Below are 17428 nucleotides of genomic sequence, written 5' to 3'. Positions count from 1 at the left end.
CGGTTCCTTCTAGCTCGGCAGGCGCATCAGCGATGCACCGCTTTCATCCATGTCCTTGGCGGACTTCAACATGTTGGCCTGGACTTCGTAACTGCGCTGGTTCTCGATCATGTCGACCAGCGCCTGCGTCATGTTGACGTTCGATCCCTCGATCGCGCCGCCCTGCACCTTCGCATCGAGATCCTCGGGCAGCGTCCCCCCGCCCTTCACGCGCAGCAGGTTGTCGAGACCCTTGACGGTGTCCGACCCCTTGGTGTCGGCGAGCTTGAGCTTGTCGATCACCTGCGGGTTCTGCGCGTCGCCGCCCTGCGGGATGATCGAGATCGTCCCGTCGGCGGAGATCGACAGCGACTGGTAGGGCGGCAGGGTGATCGGCCCCCCCGAGCCGATCACCGGGTGCCCGTCGCCGGTCTGGAGCACGCCCGACGGCGCAACCTCCAGATCGCCACGGCGGGTATAGGCTTCCGAACCGTCCGACGCCTGCACCGCCAGCCACGCGGTGGTGCCGGTGATCGCGACGTCGAGCGGACGCCCGGTCAGCTGGATCGCACCCGGCGCACGATCGGCGTCGGTGACCTCTTCCGAGGTCGGCGCGCGCGCCTCGATCGTAGTGCCGTCGCCCTTCAGGTCGAGCCGGTCGAACACCACGCGGTCGGCGCGAAAACCGGTCGTCGACGCGTTCGCCATATTGTTGGCGATCGCCGCCTGCGCCGCCATGTGCGCGCGCAGGCCCGTCGCCGCGGTGTAGACCAGCTTGTCCATTCAGGTTCCCCCCGCCCCGCTATCGATCAGCTGCGGATGTTGAAGATGGTCTGCGAGATCTGGCTGGCGGTATCCAGGGCCTTCGAATTCGCCTGGAAATTGCGCTGTGCCGCGATCAGGCTGACCAGTTCCTCGGTGATGTCGACGTTCGACCGCTCGATCGTGCCCGACATCAGGTTGCCGAACCCGTTCGAGCCCGCCTCGCCGAGCTTCGCCTCGCCCGACACGCCGGTCGACGACCAATAGCTGTTGCCGAGCTGGCGCAGGCCCTCGGGATTGGAGAAGTTGGCGAGCATCACCTGGCCGAGCGCCTGCGTGTCGCCGTTCGAGAAGCTCGCCTTGACGATGCCCTTCTCGTCGATCGTCACGCCCTGGATCTGGCCGACCGCCTTGCCGTCCTGCGTCCGCGAGTTCACCGCAAACGCGCTCGCCTTCTGCGTGGTCGCGTCGCCGCCGAAGCTGAAGGAGATCTGCTGCGGGGTCGCCGAACCGGCCGTGGTGAACTCGTCATACGCGATCGGTGCGGTCGGGTCGGTCAGCTTGCCGGTTCCGTCGAACGTCATCGTCGCCCCCGCGACGCCGCCGCTCAACAGTTCCTGGTCGCCGACGAAGCTGTGGACTTCCCACGTGCTCGGCGTGGTCGCGTCGGTCGATACCGAGGTGCGCTTGAAATAATTGGTCAGCGTCATCGCGTTGCCCGACGCGTCGTAGACGGTGGTCTGCGCCGACTGGTTGTAGCTCGACGGATCGAAGCGATCGAACGTGGCCGTGGTCGGCACTTTCGAGCTGGCGTTGAGGTTGACGCCCAGCGTGACCGCCTTGGTCGGTGCCGCCGTGCCGCTCGTCTCGGGCAGCTGCAGGCTGATCGCCGACTGGAGCCCGGTGGCGACGACGCTGCCCGATCCGTCGACCGGATAGACCTGGAGGTGGCTGCCGTTCGAATCGACGACGAAGCGGTCCGCATCGACCAGAAAGCCGCCGTTGCGCGTGAAGCTGACCTGCGACGAGCCGGTCTCGGGCTTCACCACGAAGAAGCCGTCGCCCGATACGGCGAGATCGAGCGCGTTCGCCGACTGGATCAGATTGCCTTGCGCGAACTGCTGGCGGTTACCCTTGACCATCACGCCCGAGCCGACCTGCTGCGACGGCGCGACCGACACGCTGGAGGCGATCACGTCGGCGAAATCGGTGCGGCTCTTCTTGAAGCCGTTGGTCGAGACGTTCGCCAGATTGTGCGAGATCGTCGACATCTCGGTCTGCGATGCCTGGAGGCCGGAAAGCGAAGTGTAGAAGGACATGCGTTTAACTCCTTGAAATCGAGGGTGCGATCAGCCGATCTGGCGGACTGCGCTGACCGGCACTTCGCCGATCCCGGGAAGGGTGAGGATGGTGGTACCGGTGGTGGTCGAGACCGACTGGACGGGTGCCCAGACCAGCCCCGTCGCGGCCACCGCGGTGCCGTTGTTCTGGGCGTTGATGCTGACCGTGAACGGGCCGCTGCCGGCGTCCGCACCGGTCGAATCCTTGCCGTCCCAGTCGTAGCCGACGGTGCCCTTGGCCTGCGCGCCGAGCGGCATGGTCTTCAGCGCGACGCCGTTCATATCGCTGATCGTGACGTTGACGCCGGTCGCGGCACCCGCCAGTTCGACCGAACCCGCGATCCCGCCACCGGTACGCCCGTACGCGGTGCTGCCCTCGGTCAGGACGGTCTTGCCGACATACCCCATCGCATCGCTGGCGCTGGTCGCGCCGAGCTTGTCGGAGATCGCCTTCATCGTCGTGTTCATCTCGGAGATGCCGGCGAGCGAAGAGAACTGCGCCATCTGGGCGACCATCTGGGTGTTGTCGACCGGGTTGAACGGATCCTGGTTCTGCATCTGCGCGGTCATCAGCTTCAGGAAGTCGTTCTGGTTGAGCGTGCCCGACTCGGCGGCCGTCGTGGTCTTCGGCGCGGCCGCGGTCGAAGAGCGCGTGATGCCGATGTTGGACAGCGTGGTATCGAAGGAGGATGCCATGATCAGCGACCTAGCTTGAGGGTATCGATGATGAGCGACTTGGCCGTGTTCATCACTTCGATGTTGTTCTGGTAGCTGCGGGCGGTCTCCATCATGTCGACCATCTCGCGGGTTTCATCGACCGCCGCCTCGAAGATGTTGCCATCCTTGTCGGCCATCGGATTGTCGGGATCGTAGCGCTTGGTCGGCGCTTCGCCGGCGGTGACGACGCGCTCGACGTCGACCGTCGACATGCCGCTGGCCGCATCGAAGCTGGTGCGAAAGACCGGCTTCATCGTCTTGTACGCGGCCTCCGCGGACCCGGCGGTGCCGCCGGCATTGGCGAGGTTCGACGCGGTCGTGTTCATCCGGACGAGCTGCGCGGACATCGCGCGGCCGGCGACCTGAAAGATCGTCATGGGCTGGTTGGACATCTTATTCCCCCTTCAGCGCGCGGGTGATCTGGCCGATCCGCCCGTTCAGGAACGACAGCGTCGTCTGATACTGGACGGCGTTCTCGGCGAACGCGGTCTGCTCCTGGCTCAGCTCGACGGTGTTGCCGTCCATCGAGGTCTGCGTCGGAATGCGGTATTTGGTTGCCGCATCGGTGCCGCCATCGTGCTCGACCGCGGCGAGCGCCGCCTGGAAATCGATGTCGCGCGCCTTGAAACCGGGCGTCGACGCGTTGGCGATGTTCGACGCCAGCACACCCATGCGCTGCGAGCGCACCTCGAGTGCCGCCCCATGAACTCCGAAAAGCGTGTCGCCTGACACAAGCCCGTCTCCTGGCGCACCAATTGCGCAACCGGACATAAGCAATGGCCGTGCCAGTTTCGGCGGTTAGGGTGGCGGATGGCGTTTTGCCGGGTGGCGGCAAGGGGGCGGCAGGGCGAACGGCAAGCGGTTGCCGGTGTTGCAGGGGTGAGCGGCAAGTACGTTGCCGGTTAAATCGTCAAGGGCGGCAAACCGAACTTCTGTCTCGCACTCCCACTATGTTTCCCCGCGAAGGCGGGGACCCAGCCTGGGCTCCCGCCTTCGCGGCAGAACAAGGAAGCGAGGGCTGTCGCTGGCTTTCTCCGCCACCCCGGCCTTCGCCGGGGTGGTGCCGTTTCGGACGCGCTCATATCCGGCACGGTAAAGGCCGCCGCCACAATCCGGCACACCCCTTGCATCGCCCCACGCACATGATCACGCTCGCCCAACTCCTCGATCCTGCAGCACTCGCCATCGTAGGTGGCGGCACGGTGCTGGCGGTCGTCCTCCGCACCCCCTTCCGCGATCTCGGTCGCGCGCTCGTTGCGGTCACGACGCTCGCCCGCGGCCGGTTCGATGCCGATCCGTTGCTCCAGCAGATCACCGCGCTCGCGCGCATCGCCAAGCGTCACGGCGTGATGGCCCTCGATCGCTCGGTCATCACCGACAGGGACGTCGCCGCGGGCATCGCCGCGATCGTCGACGGCGCCTCGGCCACCGACGTCGCGACGCTCGTCCAGCATCGCCGGCGCGCCCGCATAGAGCGCCACGTCGCCGCCGCCGACGTCTGGGCCGGCGCGGCAGAGGTCGCCCCCGCGATGGGCATGGTCGGCACGCTGATCGGCCTCGCGCAGATGTTCGCGACGATGAGCGATCCCGGTGCGATCGGTGGTGCGATGGCCGTCGCGCTGCTCGCCACGCTGTACGGCGCGCTGTTCGCCAACCTGCTCTTCATGCCGATCGCCAACCGCCTGCGCGTACAAGGCCGCAACGAGGCGTTCGAACGCGCCCGGATCGAAGCGCCGCTCGTGGCGCTTGCCGAACGCGAGACGCCGCGCGGGTATGTGGCACCCCATGCTGCCCCAAGCCTGGCAACCGTCGCGTGAACGCCAGCGAATACCCCGACGCGCCGACCGGCAAACCGCTCTGGCTGATCACGCTCGCCGACCTCGCGCTGTTGCTGGTCGGCTTTCTCGTGCTCCTGCAGGCGACCCAGCATATCGGTGGAAAGGGCATCCGCCAAGGCTTCGGCGCAAACGATGCGGAGCCCGCGCCGATGCCCGTCGCCGCCGCCGGTATCCTCGATTTCGCGCCCGGCTCGGCGATCCTGCCGACCACGCCCGGCGCGCTGGTCGCCTGGGCGCGCGAGGCCGCGCGGGATCCCCGCGTGATGCTCACCGTCACCGGCTCGACCGACGGCACGCCCGCCGATATCGACCGCGTGACCGGCAGCGCAGCGATCCTCGCCGCCGACCGTGCGCGTACCGTCGCCGCCGCGCTCGCCGCGGTCGCACCGGCGCGGGTCGCGATCGTCACCGCCACCAAACCCGGCCGCCGCGCCGCCATCGTCTCCGTCGCCTTTGTCGGCGAACCGCTTAGGACAACCCCATGATCCTCCCGCTCCTGCTCGTCGCCGCCAGCTTCCAGGATACCGCCGCGCTCGATCGCTCGGTCGCCGCCTTTACCGGCCGCCCGACCGGCGCCGAGGGTGGCGCGCGCACGCCGGTCGACGCGCGACTGCGCCTCGCGACCTGTCCGACGGTGTCGCTGTCGTGGCGCACGGAGCAGCATGATGCGGTCGTCGTCTCCTGCGCCGGCCCGGCGTGGCGGATCTTCGTGCCGGTCATCCGGCCGGCGAACGCCCCCGCCGCGATCGCCGCGTCGTTCGTCCCCGTCGCCAAGGCCGCACCGGTCATCAAGCGCGGCGATCCGATCGTGATCGAGGCCGGCACCGAGGGCTTCTCGATCAGCCGCGAGGGCGTCGCGATGGGCGACGCAGCCCCCGGCGGCCGCTTCATGGTCAAGGTCGACGCGACGCGCACGCCGGTCCAGGCGATCGCCGTCGAGGCGGGCCGTGCGACGCTGCCCGGTTGGTCGAACTAGGGTTGGTCGAACTAAATTTGGCAGACAGATTAATTTCGCTAAAGCTTTTCGCCATGCTGCCGTTCCTCCTGTTGTCATCGCAAACCAAAGGATGCGGACATGGTGGACTCGATCGGTGCGAAGCCGTCAGTAGCAGGAGATCGCTCCGTCGCGCGCGTCGCCGCCGCGACGCCGACGACGGCCGTGCAGACTCCGGTACAGCCCCAGGCGCAGGCTTCGGTGCCGCCGGAGTCGATCGGACTCGCCAAGTCGATGGCATCCGCCGCGCCGGTCAATGCGTCGCGCGTCACCGAGATCAAGAAGGCGATCGCCAGCGGCAATTTCCCGATCCTCCCCGCGACCATCGCCGATCGGCTGATGGCGTTCCGCCTGGACTGGACTTCGAATGACAAGGCGTGATGCCCTGATCCGCGTGATCGACGCGCTGCACGCAGAGATCGACGCGCTGAAGTCGAACGACGTCGCCAGCCTGGAGCGCGCGACGGCGGACAAGCTCGCCGGGATCGAACAGATCGCGACGCTCGGCACCGGGCCGGCGGGCACCGAGATCCGCGAGCTGGCCGACGAGGCCAACCGGCTCAACGAGACGTGCCGGATCTACACCAATTTGATGGCGGCAAATGTCCGCCGCCGCCTGCAAACCCTGACCGGCGACGGTGCCGTTGCCGGGTATCGGCCGGGGCTGAGGGCGGCGTACGCGTAACAGCGTGACCGCCTGACAGGGCTCACAGAATGACCGTCACCCCAGCGAAAGCTGGGGTATCCCCGTGATAGGGCGCATCCTTGCCGCGGGAGACCACAGCTTTCGCTGGGGTGACGGAATTTTGGGACGGGGCTCCGAGAAAGCGCCGTATCGCCGATCTTGGGATCAGAGCCCCAAAGTCGAAACTGGCACGCCCCTTGCTGAGTATCCCCTGAACCAGGGGCACCGCACACGGGCATGACCGTCAATCCTATCACTACCGGCCGGATCCAATCCGCGATCGCGCTTGCGAGCAGCAAGACGGGCGTGGATTTCGATTATCTGCTGGGCCAGGCGAAGCTCGAGAGCGGGCTCAACGCCAATGCCAAGGCCGGCACGTCGAGCGCATCCGGCCTCTATCAGTTCATCGAACAGAGCTGGCTCTCGGTCGTCAAGAAGCACGGCGCCGAGCACGGCATGGCCTGGGCCGCGAACAGCATCGGCCAGTCGTCGAGCGGCCGCCTGTCGGTCGGCGACGCCGGCACCAAGGCGGCGATCCTCGCGCTGCGAAACGATCCGAACGCCGCCTCGTTGATGGCCGCCGAATATGCCTCGGACAACAAGGCCTCGCTAGAAAACACGCTGAACCGCCCGGCGTCGGGCACCGACCTCTATATGGCGCATTTCATGGGTCTCGGCGGCGCGACCAAGTTCCTGAAAACGATGCAGGCCAACCCGCAGGCGAGCGGCGCCGCGCTGTTCCCCGCCGCCGCGCGCGCCAACCACAACGTCTTCTACGATTCGAACAACCAGCCGCGCACCCTGTCGGCGATCTACGACCGGTTCGCCGACAAGCTCGGTGGCGCCGCCGCAGGGGCAAGCGCCACCGCAACGCCCACCAACTTCGCGTCACAGGCGCTCGACATGGACGGCAGCACGGTCATCACCGGCAGCAACGAAAGCGCCGAAGACGCACTTGCCTGGGCCACAACGGCGATGGGCAAGTTCACGGGCCGGACAACGCAGGCCGCCGCCAGCATCCTCCGCCCGACCCCCGACACCGCGCGGCTCGCGTACATGATGCTCGCACGGTTGGGCGGCTAAGCGATGAACCGCATCCTCTCCAACGCCAGGGCATCGGTCCTGCCGCTCGCGATCCTGTTGCTCGTGCTCGTCATGGTCGTGCCGATCCCGGCGTTCATGCTCGACATCTTCTTCGTGGCGAACATCGCGATCAGCCTGGCCGTGCTGATGGTCGCGCTCAACGCGCAGAAACCGCTCGATTTCTCCGCCTTCCCGACCGTCCTCCTGTTCGCCACGCTGTTCCGTCTCGGCCTGAACGTAGCCTCCACCCGCATCGTGCTGGTCCACGGCCATGAGGGCGAGGCCGCGGCGGGCCACGTCATCGAGGCGTTCGGCACGTTCCTGATCGGCGGCGATTACGTCGTCGGCATCTTCGTCTTCGCGATCCTAATGATCATCAACATGATCGTCGTCACCAAGGGCGCCGGCCGCGTGTCCGAAGTCAGCGCGCGCTTCACGCTCGACGCGCTGCCCGGCAAGCAGATGGCGATCGACGCCGACCTCAACGCCGGCCTGATCACCCCCGACGAAGCCAAGGCGCGCCGCGTCGAAGTCTCGACCGAGGCCGATTTCTACGGCTCGATGGATGGTTCGTCGAAGTTCGTGAAGGGCGATGCGGTTGCGGCGATGCTGATCCTCGCCGCCAACATCATCGGCGGCCTGATCCTCGGGCCCGTCAGCCACGGCATGACGATCGCCGATGCGGCGCACAACTACATCCTGCTCGCGATCGGCGACGCGCTCGTCGCGCAGCTGCCGAGCCTGATGCTGTCGATCGCCGCCGCCTCGATCGTCACCCGCGTCACCTCCGACAAGGACCTTGCCGGCCAGATCGGCGGCCAGTTCGGGTCGCCCCGCACCTGGACGCCGGTCGCGGTCATCCTCGCGCTGCTCGGCATTTTGCCCGGCATGCCGCACATGGTGATCCTGCCCGCCGCCGCGATCGCCGGGTTCGCCGCGTGGAAACTGCGCCAGATCGAACTGCGCCCCGCCCCCGTCGTGGTCGTGCCCGTCGAGACGATCGACCAGTCGAAGATCGGCTGGGAGGAAGTCACCGACGGGATGCAGGTCAATCTCGACATCGGCTACGGCCTGGTGCCGCTCGCCGACGAGCGTCGCGGGTCGCCGCTGATGAGCCGGATCACCGGCGTCCGCCGCCAGCTGTCGAAGGAACTCGGCTTCGTCGTGCCGCAGGTCCGCGTCCGCGACGACATCAATTTGGCGCCCTACGTCTACCGCATCCTCGTCAACGGCGTCGTCGTCGGCGAGGACACCGTGTCGCCCGACGAGATGCTCGCGCTCGACACCGGCCAAGCATTCGGCGACCTGTTCGGCAAGAAGGTCAAGGACCCCACCTTCGGGCTCGACGCGACCTGGGTCGATGCGAGCGACGCCGATGCCGCGACCGGAGCGGGCTATCTCGTGGTCGATCCCGGCACCGTGATGGCGACGCACCTCAACCACCTGCTCGGCCAGAACGCGTCCGAGCTGCTCGGCCAGGACGAAGTCCAGGCGCTGCTCGACGGCCTGAAGGAGCGTGCTGCACAGCTTGTCGCCGCGCTCGCACCGCTGCCGATCACGACGCTCACTCAGGTCCTCAAGGGACTGCTCGCGGAGCACGTCCCGCTCAAGGAATTCCGTCGCATCGCCGGGGCCATCGCGGTCGCGGCGCAGCGCACGCAGGATGCCGAGGAGCTCATCGAGACGATCCGTCCTGAGCTCGGCGCGCTCATCATCCAGAAACTGTGCGGCGTGCGCGAACCGCTGCGCGTCATGACGTTGGAGGGTCAATTGGAAGGTCTGCTCGGCCAGGCGATGCGCGCCGATCAATCGCGCCGCCACGTCATCGAACCCGATCTCGGCCGCCGCATCGTCGAGGCGCTGCAACGCGCCGCCGAACCGCTGATCGCCGAGGCGAAACCGTTCGCGCTGGTCGTCCAGCCGGCCATCCGGATCGCCATTCGCAAGCTGGTGCGGACCTGCCTGCCAGATACGCCGGTGCTGTCGTTCTTCGAGGTGCCCGAGGAAAAGGCGGTCGAGGTCGTCGCGGTGATCGGCGCGTCCCAGCAGGCGCTCGCGGCATGAGCGCGCTCCCGATGCGCGGCGCCTTCGCCGATGCCCAGCCTTTCACGGGCCAGCCGCTCACCTACCGCCCGCATCAACGCCCTGGCGGCGACGTGGACCAGCTCGTGAAACAGCACCTCCCGCTGGTCCGCCGGATCGCGTGGCACGTCCATGGCAGCATGAGCAGCAGCGTCGAGGTCGAGGATCTGATCCAGGTCGGCCTGGTCGCGCTGGTCGAGGCCGCCGCGAATTTCGACGAGCGGGGGATGCCGTTCAAGACCTACCTGATCACGCGCCTGCGCGGCAGCATGATCGACGAACTGCGCCGCCAGGCAACGAGCACGCGCGGCGCGATGCGTCGCCGCCGCCAATATGCCGAGGCGATCTCGACGCTGACCGCCCGCACGGGCAAGGCACCCGGAGAAGACATGATCGCAGAGCATATCGGCGTGACGATCGAGAAACTCCGCACCGACTACGTCACCGCCGATGCGCTCCGCTTCGACTCGATCGACGAGATGTACGCCGACGACCTGCCGTGGTTCGCCGACGACACGCCCGACGCGTTCGAGCAACTCGCCGACAGCGACATGCGCGAAGCCCTGATCAAGGCGATCACCGCACTCCCCGAACGCGAAGCGCAAGTGATTCAGCTTTACTATGTCGAGGAACTCAATCTCGAAGAGATCGGCGAAGTCTTCGGCGTAGGCTCGGCACGGGTCTGCCAGATAAAAGCGTCGGCGCACGCAAAGTTGAAGAAGGCTCTGGCCCGCGCGGCTTGAGAGCGCGGCGCTAGAGTTCGGGCTGAACGCGGAGGTCGTCGTCGCGGTGGGGGTGAGACACGCGTATCCGGGGCACGCCGTCGTGCAGCGTCGCGGTGGGAGCACCAAGGACCATCAGCCGCGCGCGCAGGCTTGCCTGGAGGAAGATCGTTTCGGCCGCCAGGAAGCGCCGCGGCGTAGTGCCGAGAAACGTCCCGGCATCACGCAGAAAATGTGACGCGTCAAAATAGCTGCTGTCTATCTGCGAGTAATCTCCAAGCGCCCCGTCGCGGATCAACCCGATGAACGACCGCAGGAACCGCGCACGGCGCAGCAACATCTTGGGCGGCATGCCGAAATACCGCGTCGCCACGCGCCGCAATTCATGGGTCGGCACCTCCAGGCGCTCGGCAACATCCTTCATTTCGACCACGCCATCGGTAATCGTCAGCGCGGTGAAGGCCCGGATCAGGCGCTCGCGCGGGTTCGGGGTCGCAAACAATGGTGCCAGCATGTCATCGAGCAACGGCTTGATCGATGTCTCGTCGTCCAGAACGTCGAGCCCCTCACGCAGCCGTTCCACGAAATCTGCGCCGAGCAACGCACTCGCCGGGACGACGCGATTATGAAAATCGCCGGCATGGCGCTGCGTCATACGCGCCCAGCCAAGCGCACTTATGCCGATCCCCACGGCGATCCCGCCATGAGTCACCGTTCGGAATGCGCGACTGGTCGGTCCATAAAGACTGACCGGATCAAGGGGCCCGAACCGATGATTGCCCAGGGAAACGGTGATCGGACCGGCATCGAGCACGATCGAAAGCATCGGGGGCGACGGCAGATACCAGTTGACCATCGCGGCCCGGTCTTCCGCCGCATAGATCGCATAACCGGTTATGCATTCGGCGAGCGCTCGATCCGGCGCCTCGTAGCGGACATGGAGCCCAGCGGGCATGTCGAACATCGATGCGGGCACACCATGCTTGTGCGCTCCGCCGCCGAATTGTGCCGCCTTCATGCGCCCGGCCTTAGCATAAGTTGTAGAACCTCATGATGTGCGGTTCGCACGGTGCCACACGACGGGCAATTAAAAACCCGCAGGTCAAGCACTTGGCAACCCTATTATGGAGAAAATACAGTGCATCTCCCCCCACGACCACACGAAGCCGCCCCCTCGGAAGCCTCTGACAACACCTCTATGCGGCAGGTGCGAAAGATTAGATACGCCATCGTTACAACACCTATCTTGGGCATCGCCAGATTCGTTCGCATGACTGCTTGAAATCAACGTCTTTTGTCTTGCTGCACTGCCGCAGGAAGAACTTCGCACGCCGAACGACAACGCCAGGACACGCCATATCAGAAACCGGCGGCAGTGAGTTGCGATCGTAGGTCGAGCCGTTCGCGGTCGGAAACCGGCGGCAGCGTCACTGCGGGCTTTCCCTTGCGCAGGCGCGCGCGATCGGCCTCGGTCGGTTCGACGCGGCGCACGCGAACGGCAGCAGGACCGGCGGCCCGGATACCGAGGCGGGTCGCAGCCCCCCGAGACAGGTCGATTATGCGCGCGCGACCGGCAAACGGCCCTCGATCGTTGATCCGTACGATGATCCGTCGCCCGGTATCGAGCGCGGTGACCTCGACATAGGTCGGCAAAGGCAGCGTCGTATGCGCCGCCGTGACCCAATCGGGACGGAAGCGTTCGCCGTTCGCCGTGCGATTGCCGGATTCCGATCCGTACCAACTGGCATATCCGAGCACGTCGTATCGCGCGTCGGCGGCGGGCACGAAGGTCGTTCCCCGGACGCGATAGGGGGCACCGAGCTTGACGGGCGTATCGCTGACTGGCCGAAACTTGCCACCGGCGCATCCCGTTATCATCACCAGCAGCAGCCCCGTAGCGAGGAGGCGGGATATCGAAACCTTCAGCATGTCGGATCCTGTCTGACCGTCACGTCTTATGTACCATCGCAGCGGCGACACGACGACCGCAGCGTCATCGCCGTTGATAGAAGATATGCGAATCGACCGTCGCGACCTTGACCAGCGACGCTCGCCAATACGGCACCATCCAGTCGGTGTGGTAGTGCGTCGCCCGACCGACCGGCGCGTAGACATACCCGCTCAGGGCGCGACGAGCAGCGCGCCTTGCCTGAGCCCATCCATCATGCTCGGGCCGGCGCAATTGCGATCCGTCACAGGAGAAGGAGAACTGGCACCCGGTCTTGCGGTTCGCGCCCTGATACACGACGCCGCACACGGTCTTGGGAAATCCCGGCGCGCCGACACGGTTGAGGACGACCTGGATCACCGCGCGCTGCCCGTCGCGATCGTTGCCGGCTTCGTACAGCGCGACCGTCGCGAGGCATTCGGTCGCCTGCTCCCGCGCGGCGGGGCCACCCTTGAAACGGAACCGCCCCGCGAAGCGGCGCTTCCGCGTCGCAATCGGGACCAGCGCATTAGATGCCCGGGCCTGCGCCATCGTCAGGCGTTGCGGCCGTCGCTGGTCTCGGGTCGCCGCCGACCATGGCAGGTCGGTGAGCGAGCCGAAGATCGCTGCGCCCAGGACGACGACACCGAGCAGCAACAGCCAATGTTCAGATGACGGGGTCCGCCGCGTTCCTCGCCCCCGCGAGCGCGAAGGCGAGGATTTAGCGCGTCGCTTCGTCATTCCGCCTGTGTATCGAGGAAGCTGGCTCAGGCCAACCGGGTAGCCCCGACGTTAGGCGCGCTGTCGAGACCGCGGATGCACTACGCGTTACGGGCAACTCCGGTCGTTCAAGCGTTTGCCATTGCGCAACGGCCCTGTCGCTGGCCATAATAGTCGAGGAGGGCAAGCGTGACCGACACCATCATCCTGGCGATCGACCAGGGCACGACTTCGACCCGCAGCATGACGTTCGGCACCGACGGCGTCCCCCGCCAGACGGTACGCCGCGAATTCGCCCAGCATTATCCGCAATCGGGCTGGGTCGAGCATGACCCGGAGGACATCTGGCGCGACACCGTCGCAACCTTGAAAGAGGCGGCTGAAGCGGACGGCGGCAAGGTTGCCGCGATCGGCATCACCAACCAGCGCGAGACGGTGGTGGTATGGGACCGCAAGACCGGCAAGCCCGTCCACAACGCGATCGTCTGGCAGGATCGCCGTACCGCCAGGCTCTGCGCGCACCTGAAGGCGGACGGCAACGAACCGCTGGTACGCGAGCGGACCGGGCTGATCCTCGATCCCTATTTCTCGGGTACCAAGCTCAAATGGATCCTCGACAATGTCGACGGTGTCCGGGCCCGCGCCGACAAGGGCGAACTTGCCTTCGGCACGATCGACAGCTTCCTCCTCTGGCGGCTGACCGGCGGCAAGGTTCATGCGACCGACGCGTCGAACGCCTCGCGCACGTTGCTGTTCGACATCCACAAGGGCGCATGGGACACCGACATGCTGCGGATGCTGGACATCCCGGAAAGCCTGTTGCCCGAGGTCAAGAACAACAGCACGATCTTCGGCGAGACCACTGCCGACCTACTCGGCACGTCCGTGCCGATCGGCGGGATGGCGGGCGACCAGCAGGCGGCGATTGTAGGCCAGGCCTGTTTTCAGCGCGGCGACGCCAAGTCGACCTACGGCACCGGCTGCTTCGTGCTGCTCAACACCGGCAAGGACGCGGTGACCAGCAAGAACGGCATGCTCACCACGATCGCCTATCAGCTCGACGGCGAGATCACCTATGCGCTCGAAGGCTCGATCTTCGTTGCGGGCGCGGCGGTGAAGTGGCTGCGCGACGGGCTCGGCCTGATCAATCAGGCGTCCGACACAAACGACATGGCGACCAAGCTCGACGGGAACGACGGCGTCTACATGGTGCCGGCGTTCGTCGGCCTCGGCGCACCGCACTGGGACCCCGACGCGCGCGCGAGCATCACCGGGCTCACCTTCGCCGCGACCGGATCGCACATCGCCCGCGCCGCGCTCGAATCGGTCGCCTACCAGACCGCCGATTTGATGAACGCGATGGTCGCCGATGGTGCGCGCGACGCCCGCCAGATCCGTGTCGACGGCGGCATGGCGGCGAACGACTGGTTCTGCCAGTTTCTCGCGGACATGCTCGATACCGACGTCGTTCGGCCCGCAAATATCGAAACGACGGCGGCGGGTGCGGCGTTTCTCGCCGGCATGGCGATCGGAGTATGGAACGGTCCCGACGACATCGCCAATGCGTGGAAAGAGGACCGCGTGTTCAACCCGGCGATAACCGGCGACGCACGCACGCTCCTGATGGCGGGGTGGCAGGAGGCGATCGATCGGACGAGCGCCAGGACGAAATCCTGACCGGTCACCGCCGTTGGCCCGCCGCGATGATGCGGCCCCGCCAGACCCGGTCGACGCCGACCGCGCTGTAAAATTCCTGTTCGATCGCTAAAGACCATAGCGGGATCAGGAATTTGGTTGGACACATGGCGCGCAAGCATTCAAGACACGGCCCCTATGACGATCCGGATCGTGGAGATCCGGTGCCGGCCGTCGCGGTACAATGCTGGCTTTGCGGCCGGCCGACCGGCGAGACCATCGTCTGGCATCATCCCGTTCCCAAAAGCCGGGGCGGCCGGGATGTTGTCCCCATGCATCCGATCTGCCAGCAGACGTTGACGGCCAATTTTACCAATTCCGAGCTTCAGCGCTATGGGATGGACGTCGAAAGCATCTTGGCAAACGGCGCAGTGCGCAAGTTCGTCGACTGGGTCGCGAACAAGGACCCAGACTTTACCGCGAGCACGACAAAGAAACAGCGCTGACGATCGTCTCGACGCGGCGATCACACGCAAGGGTGCGCACCGAAGCTACCCTTATGGGTAGATTGTGACGTGGTGGATCTTGTCCCTTGGCCGACTGCCACTCGGCCAGTGCGACCGAGCGGCCTTATCAGCGGGCCCGCGGGTGGCACCATTCGGAATGTCGGCGAAACCCAACCTTAGCGATGACCCTGAACTCCGCATAACAACCATGTTCAGGCGGCGTGTCGACCCTTCCGGATAGTCTCCCATCCAGGAGAATAGACATGTTGAAGATCGCACTTACCATCGTCCTCATAGTATGGGGAGGATCGCTCGCCGTGGGTTGCATCATGTTCATCGCGAGCCGTCTTTCGAAGCGCGTCCGTAAAGGCCTGGGCTGACGACGTAATCGGCTAAAACGAAGTCGAGCCGGGATTAGCGCTCCGTTCATATCGGTGCGGCAATACGGCGGCCAACTGGACATCGACCGACGACGAGGAAATGATGGAGCATCCCCACGAGGCGCGAGACCCGCTGTCGGCCACCCGACGGGCCGACGTGGCGCACGATCTCGACGCAATTTTCGCGAACCGCCGCGGTACGCCTCCAGCGACCGGCAGAGTTCAGACCGACATCGTCAAGACGGTGCCGGCTCGGCGGCGGCGATGGTTTGTGCCGACCCTCCTGGGCCTTGGCGTATTTGTGCTGGCGGGCGCATCCGCCGGCGTGGCGCTGTTCGTGGGCGACGTGTCTCCAAATCGGCCGATCGCGACGACGGCGGCGCGGAAAACCCTGCCCGTGCAAAAGAGCGCCGCCATCCCGCCTTCTCCCGTCGGAACCGTCGATGTCGGAACCGTCGATGTCGGAGCCGTCGATACGGCGCAGGCGACTTCGGATACGGCGCCCGCAACGCCGCCCGCCCTGCCCTCGTCGGCAGCATCGGTTGGACCGGCACCGCCCCCTCTTCGCAAAACCGAGCGTCGCGTCGAGCCCGCCGTGTCGCGTACGCGATCCGACGCCGGCCGCGCGCCGCCGTTGGCGAACAGCTGTGACGACCTGCAAGACGAGGAGCGCGCATGGTGCCTGCGCCCAAGCCTGTTGGCGGCGCATCGTCAGCTTCGCGCAACCTATAACGCGGCGCGTCGTGCCGGTGTCGACAGGAACGCCTTGGCGCGCATCCAAGGGCGCTGGACCAACGTGCAGCGACGCGCAACCGACCGCCCGGACGACACTCTGGACAGCTATCGCGACTTGCGGCTGCAGCTTCTCGATCTCATCGACGAGCAGCGCTCGGCCGGGAGCGATTGGTGATGTCGACGGCGAACACGTCCCCGGTCACGCCGCGGTCCGTTGGTGGTGTCGACGTCCAGCTGGTCTATGCCATCGGTGACATCCATGGCTGCTACGACCTGTTGCGTGCGCTGCTGGCGAAGATCGCGCAGGACGTCGCAGCAAAAAGCGATGCGGCGACCCCAATCCTGATCTTTTGCGGGGACTATGTCGATCGCGGCCCCGACACCGCGCGCGTCCTCGACGCGCTGTGCTGGCTCAAGCGTCATGCCCCGTATGATGTGCGCTTTCTCAAGGGCAATCACGAGGCCGTGATGCTCGATTATGTTCGCGATCCTGCGCAGACGCGCGACTGGATGCGGTTCGGTGGCGTGGAAACGCTGCAGTCCTATGGGGTCACACCGCCGTCGCCCGAGGCCGCCGCTTTGGAGCATTTGCGCGCGCGAGACGATCTGCTCGAACGCATGCCGGTCGCGCATCTACGCTTTCTCGAGCAGCTCGATCTTATGCTGACCGTTGGCGATTATGCCTTCGTGCATGCCGGTATCGTGCCGGGCAGGCCGCTAGCCAATCAATCCGAAGCCGACCTGCTGTGGATCCGAGACGAATTCCTCGGTTCATCAGACCGCCATGAGAAGATCGTGGTCCATGGTCATACCTGGATCGGCAGCAGCCCGGAGCACCTCGCCAATCGGATCGGTGTCGATACCGGGGCCTATGAAACCGGTGTGCTGACGTGCGCAAGGCTCGAGGACGGGGCCGTGACGTTCCTGTCGGTGAACCGTGCAGAGTGACGCGGGCGGGTTTATCGGCTTCACACGCCGGGCCCTGGGGCACCGCCGACCTCGAACCGTCGGCACCTGAGCATGTCAGTGGTCCATGTCGAAGACCGCATCCCGGTATCTTGGGCGAGCGGTAGACCGCAAGGGTGAGAGCCTAGAGACCTACATCCCAGGATCCGCGACAAGGATGCAGCCTCGGTATATGAAGACGAAACTGGACCGAAACGGCTGGCCGACAGCGAACACCTAAACCGAAAGTTGGAGGTGGCTTGAACCGCGCCGGGTTTGTCGGAGGCTCCAACTCCTGAGAAGGTGGAGCCATGACGAGCAAGACGACGAACAAGTTTGCGCCCGAAGTCCGCGAGCGGGCGGTACGGATGGTTTTCG

General features: G+C 65.9%; 20 protein-coding genes. 12 read left to right on the top strand and 8 right to left on the bottom strand.

The features are described 5' to 3' along the window. Positions 1 to 9 precede the first annotated feature (9 nt). The 5 genes from flgF to U1737_RS14950 are packed head-to-tail and all read right to left on the bottom strand — an operon-like array spanning position 10 to position 3530. On the bottom strand, positions 10 to 762 hold the full coding sequence (flgF, locus tag U1737_RS14970; RefSeq protein ID WP_248523574.1) for a flagellar basal-body rod protein FlgF: 753 nt from the start codon (positions 760 to 762) through the stop codon (positions 10 to 12). 26 nt (positions 763 to 788) lie between these two features. Further along, entirely contained in the window at positions 789 to 2060 is a 1272-nt protein-coding gene (locus tag U1737_RS14965) for a flagellar hook protein FlgE (protein ID WP_248523576.1), read from the bottom strand. 30 nt (positions 2061 to 2090) lie between these two features. Next, the gene (locus tag U1737_RS14960) at positions 2091 to 2777 is read right to left on the bottom strand and encodes a flagellar hook assembly protein FlgD (protein WP_332797312.1); all 687 of its coding nucleotides are present in this window, start codon (positions 2775 to 2777) and stop codon (positions 2091 to 2093) included. Between the two features lie 2 nt (positions 2778 to 2779). Further along, positions 2780 to 3190, bottom strand: a complete 411-nt coding sequence (flgC, locus tag U1737_RS14955) for a flagellar basal body rod protein FlgC (protein WP_056485088.1) — start codon at positions 3188 to 3190, stop codon at positions 2780 to 2782. Position 3191: 1 nt separating this feature from the next. Continuing rightward, positions 3192 to 3530: a flagellar basal body rod protein FlgB gene (locus U1737_RS14950; RefSeq protein ID WP_332797311.1), complete on the bottom strand. Its 339-nt coding sequence runs from the start codon at positions 3528 to 3530 to the stop codon at positions 3192 to 3194. Positions 3531 to 3940: 410 nt separating this feature from the next. On the opposite strand from U1737_RS14950, the gene U1737_RS14945 reads away from it, so the two are divergent. The 8 genes from U1737_RS14945 to U1737_RS14910 all read left to right on the top strand — a co-directional run bounded on the left by U1737_RS14945 (position 3941) and on the right by U1737_RS14910 (position 10223). Next, positions 3941 to 4615, top strand: a complete 675-nt coding sequence (locus U1737_RS14945) for a motility protein A (RefSeq protein ID WP_332797310.1) — start codon at positions 3941 to 3943, stop codon at positions 4613 to 4615. Further along, positions 4612 to 5121: a hypothetical protein gene (locus U1737_RS14940; protein WP_332797309.1), complete on the top strand. Its 510-nt coding sequence runs from the start codon at positions 4612 to 4614 to the stop codon at positions 5119 to 5121. Before U1737_RS14945 ends, U1737_RS14940 begins: the two co-directional genes overlap by 4 nt. Continuing rightward, complete coding sequence (locus U1737_RS14935; RefSeq protein WP_248523586.1) at positions 5118 to 5612, top strand: flagella basal body P-ring formation protein FlgA; 495 nt, start codon at positions 5118 to 5120, stop codon at positions 5610 to 5612. Before U1737_RS14940 ends, U1737_RS14935 begins: the two co-directional genes overlap by 4 nt. A 99-nt stretch (positions 5613 to 5711) precedes the next feature. Continuing rightward, positions 5712 to 6011 (top strand): flagellar biosynthesis anti-sigma factor FlgM, encoded by a 300-nt coding sequence (gene flgM, locus U1737_RS14930; protein WP_332797308.1) that lies wholly within the window; start codon positions 5712 to 5714, stop codon positions 6009 to 6011. Next, positions 5998 to 6315, top strand: coding sequence for a flagellar protein FlgN (locus U1737_RS14925; protein WP_332797307.1), 318 nt, complete (start codon positions 5998 to 6000; stop codon positions 6313 to 6315). Before flgM ends, U1737_RS14925 begins: the two co-directional genes overlap by 14 nt. A 237-nt stretch (positions 6316 to 6552) precedes the next feature. After that, the gene (locus U1737_RS14920; protein WP_332797306.1) at positions 6553 to 7398 is read left to right on the top strand and encodes a lytic transglycosylase domain-containing protein; all 846 of its coding nucleotides are present in this window, start codon (positions 6553 to 6555) and stop codon (positions 7396 to 7398) included. A gap of 3 nt (positions 7399 to 7401) precedes the next feature. Further along, complete coding sequence (gene flhA / locus U1737_RS14915) at positions 7402 to 9462, top strand: flagellar biosynthesis protein FlhA (protein ID WP_332797305.1); 2061 nt, start codon at positions 7402 to 7404, stop codon at positions 9460 to 9462. Then, a complete protein-coding gene (locus tag U1737_RS14910) occupies positions 9459 to 10223 on the top strand; it encodes a FliA/WhiG family RNA polymerase sigma factor (protein WP_248523594.1) in 765 nt (254 codons plus the stop codon). Before flhA ends, U1737_RS14910 begins: the two co-directional genes overlap by 4 nt. Before the next feature lie 10 nt (positions 10224 to 10233). Here the strand turns inward: U1737_RS14910 and U1737_RS14905 are convergent, their stop codons facing one another. From U1737_RS14905 to U1737_RS14895, 3 genes are all read right to left on the bottom strand, one after another. Continuing rightward, the gene (locus U1737_RS14905) at positions 10234 to 11220 is read right to left on the bottom strand and encodes a hypothetical protein (protein WP_332797304.1); all 987 of its coding nucleotides are present in this window, start codon (positions 11218 to 11220) and stop codon (positions 10234 to 10236) included. Between the two features lie 341 nt (positions 11221 to 11561). Beyond that, positions 11562 to 12131 (bottom strand): septal ring lytic transglycosylase RlpA family protein, encoded by a 570-nt coding sequence (locus U1737_RS14900; protein ID WP_248523598.1) that lies wholly within the window; start codon positions 12129 to 12131, stop codon positions 11562 to 11564. 64 nt (positions 12132 to 12195) lie between these two features. Further along, a complete protein-coding gene (locus U1737_RS14895; RefSeq protein WP_248523600.1) occupies positions 12196 to 12786 on the bottom strand; it encodes a cell wall hydrolase in 591 nt (196 codons plus the stop codon). Between the two features lie 252 nt (positions 12787 to 13038). Between U1737_RS14895 and glpK the strand changes: the two genes are divergently transcribed. The 4 genes from glpK to U1737_RS14875 all read left to right on the top strand — a co-directional run bounded on the left by glpK (position 13039) and on the right by U1737_RS14875 (position 17053). Beyond that, on the top strand, positions 13039 to 14526 hold the full coding sequence (glpK, locus tag U1737_RS14890; RefSeq protein WP_332797303.1) for a glycerol kinase GlpK: 1488 nt from the start codon (positions 13039 to 13041) through the stop codon (positions 14524 to 14526). 125 nt (positions 14527 to 14651) lie between these two features. Then, entirely contained in the window at positions 14652 to 14990 is a 339-nt protein-coding gene (locus tag U1737_RS14885) for a hypothetical protein (protein ID WP_332797302.1), read from the top strand. A 480-nt stretch (positions 14991 to 15470) separates the two neighbouring features. After that, positions 15471 to 16280, top strand: coding sequence for a hypothetical protein (locus U1737_RS14880; protein ID WP_332797301.1), 810 nt, complete (start codon positions 15471 to 15473; stop codon positions 16278 to 16280). Then, on the top strand, positions 16280 to 17053 hold the full coding sequence (locus tag U1737_RS14875; protein ID WP_332797300.1) for a metallophosphoesterase family protein: 774 nt from the start codon (positions 16280 to 16282) through the stop codon (positions 17051 to 17053). Before U1737_RS14880 ends, U1737_RS14875 begins: the two co-directional genes overlap by 1 nt. Positions 17054 to 17428: the final 375 nt, after the last annotated feature.

The organism is Sphingomonas fucosidasi (assembly GCF_036663855.1).
Lineage (GTDB): Bacteria > Pseudomonadota > Alphaproteobacteria > Sphingomonadales > Sphingomonadaceae > Sphingomonas > Sphingomonas faeni_B.
The sequence above is the reverse complement of the archived record's forward strand: the minus strand, read 5'-3'. Positions and strand labels throughout refer to the sequence as shown.

Bases quoted from the DNA above. Each gene is read 5' to 3' on its own strand.
- flgF (WP_248523574.1), bottom strand. From the start codon at position 762: ATGGACAAGCTGGTCTACACCGCGGCGACGGGCCTGCGCGCGCACATG.
- U1737_RS14965 (WP_248523576.1), bottom strand. From the start codon at position 2,060: ATGTCCTTCTACACTTCGCTTTCCGGCCTCCAGGCATCGCAGACCGAG.
- U1737_RS14960 (WP_332797312.1), bottom strand. From the start codon at position 2,777: ATGGCATCCTCCTTCGATACCACGCTGTCCAACATCGGCATCACGCGC.
- flgC (WP_056485088.1), bottom strand. From the start codon at position 3,190: ATGTCCAACCAGCCCATGACGATCTTTCAGGTCGCCGGCCGCGCGATG.
- U1737_RS14945 (WP_332797310.1), top strand. From the start codon at position 3,941: ATGATCACGCTCGCCCAACTCCTCGATCCTGCAGCACTCGCCATCGTA.
- U1737_RS14935 (WP_248523586.1), top strand. From the start codon at position 5,118: ATGATCCTCCCGCTCCTGCTCGTCGCCGCCAGCTTCCAGGATACCGCC.
- flgM (WP_332797308.1), top strand. From the start codon at position 5,712: ATGGTGGACTCGATCGGTGCGAAGCCGTCAGTAGCAGGAGATCGCTCC.
- U1737_RS14925 (WP_332797307.1), top strand. From the start codon at position 5,998: ATGACAAGGCGTGATGCCCTGATCCGCGTGATCGACGCGCTGCACGCA.
- U1737_RS14920 (WP_332797306.1), top strand. From the start codon at position 6,553: ATGACCGTCAATCCTATCACTACCGGCCGGATCCAATCCGCGATCGCG.
- flhA (WP_332797305.1), top strand. From the start codon at position 7,402: ATGAACCGCATCCTCTCCAACGCCAGGGCATCGGTCCTGCCGCTCGCG.
- U1737_RS14910 (WP_248523594.1), top strand. From the start codon at position 9,459: ATGAGCGCGCTCCCGATGCGCGGCGCCTTCGCCGATGCCCAGCCTTTC.
- U1737_RS14905 (WP_332797304.1), bottom strand. From the start codon at position 11,220: ATGAAGGCGGCACAATTCGGCGGCGGAGCGCACAAGCATGGTGTGCCC.
- U1737_RS14900 (WP_248523598.1), bottom strand. From the start codon at position 12,131: ATGCTGAAGGTTTCGATATCCCGCCTCCTCGCTACGGGGCTGCTGCTG.
- U1737_RS14885 (WP_332797302.1), top strand. From the start codon at position 14,652: ATGGCGCGCAAGCATTCAAGACACGGCCCCTATGACGATCCGGATCGT.
- U1737_RS14880 (WP_332797301.1), top strand. From the start codon at position 15,471: ATGATGGAGCATCCCCACGAGGCGCGAGACCCGCTGTCGGCCACCCGA.
- U1737_RS14875 (WP_332797300.1), top strand. From the start codon at position 16,280: ATGTCGACGGCGAACACGTCCCCGGTCACGCCGCGGTCCGTTGGTGGT.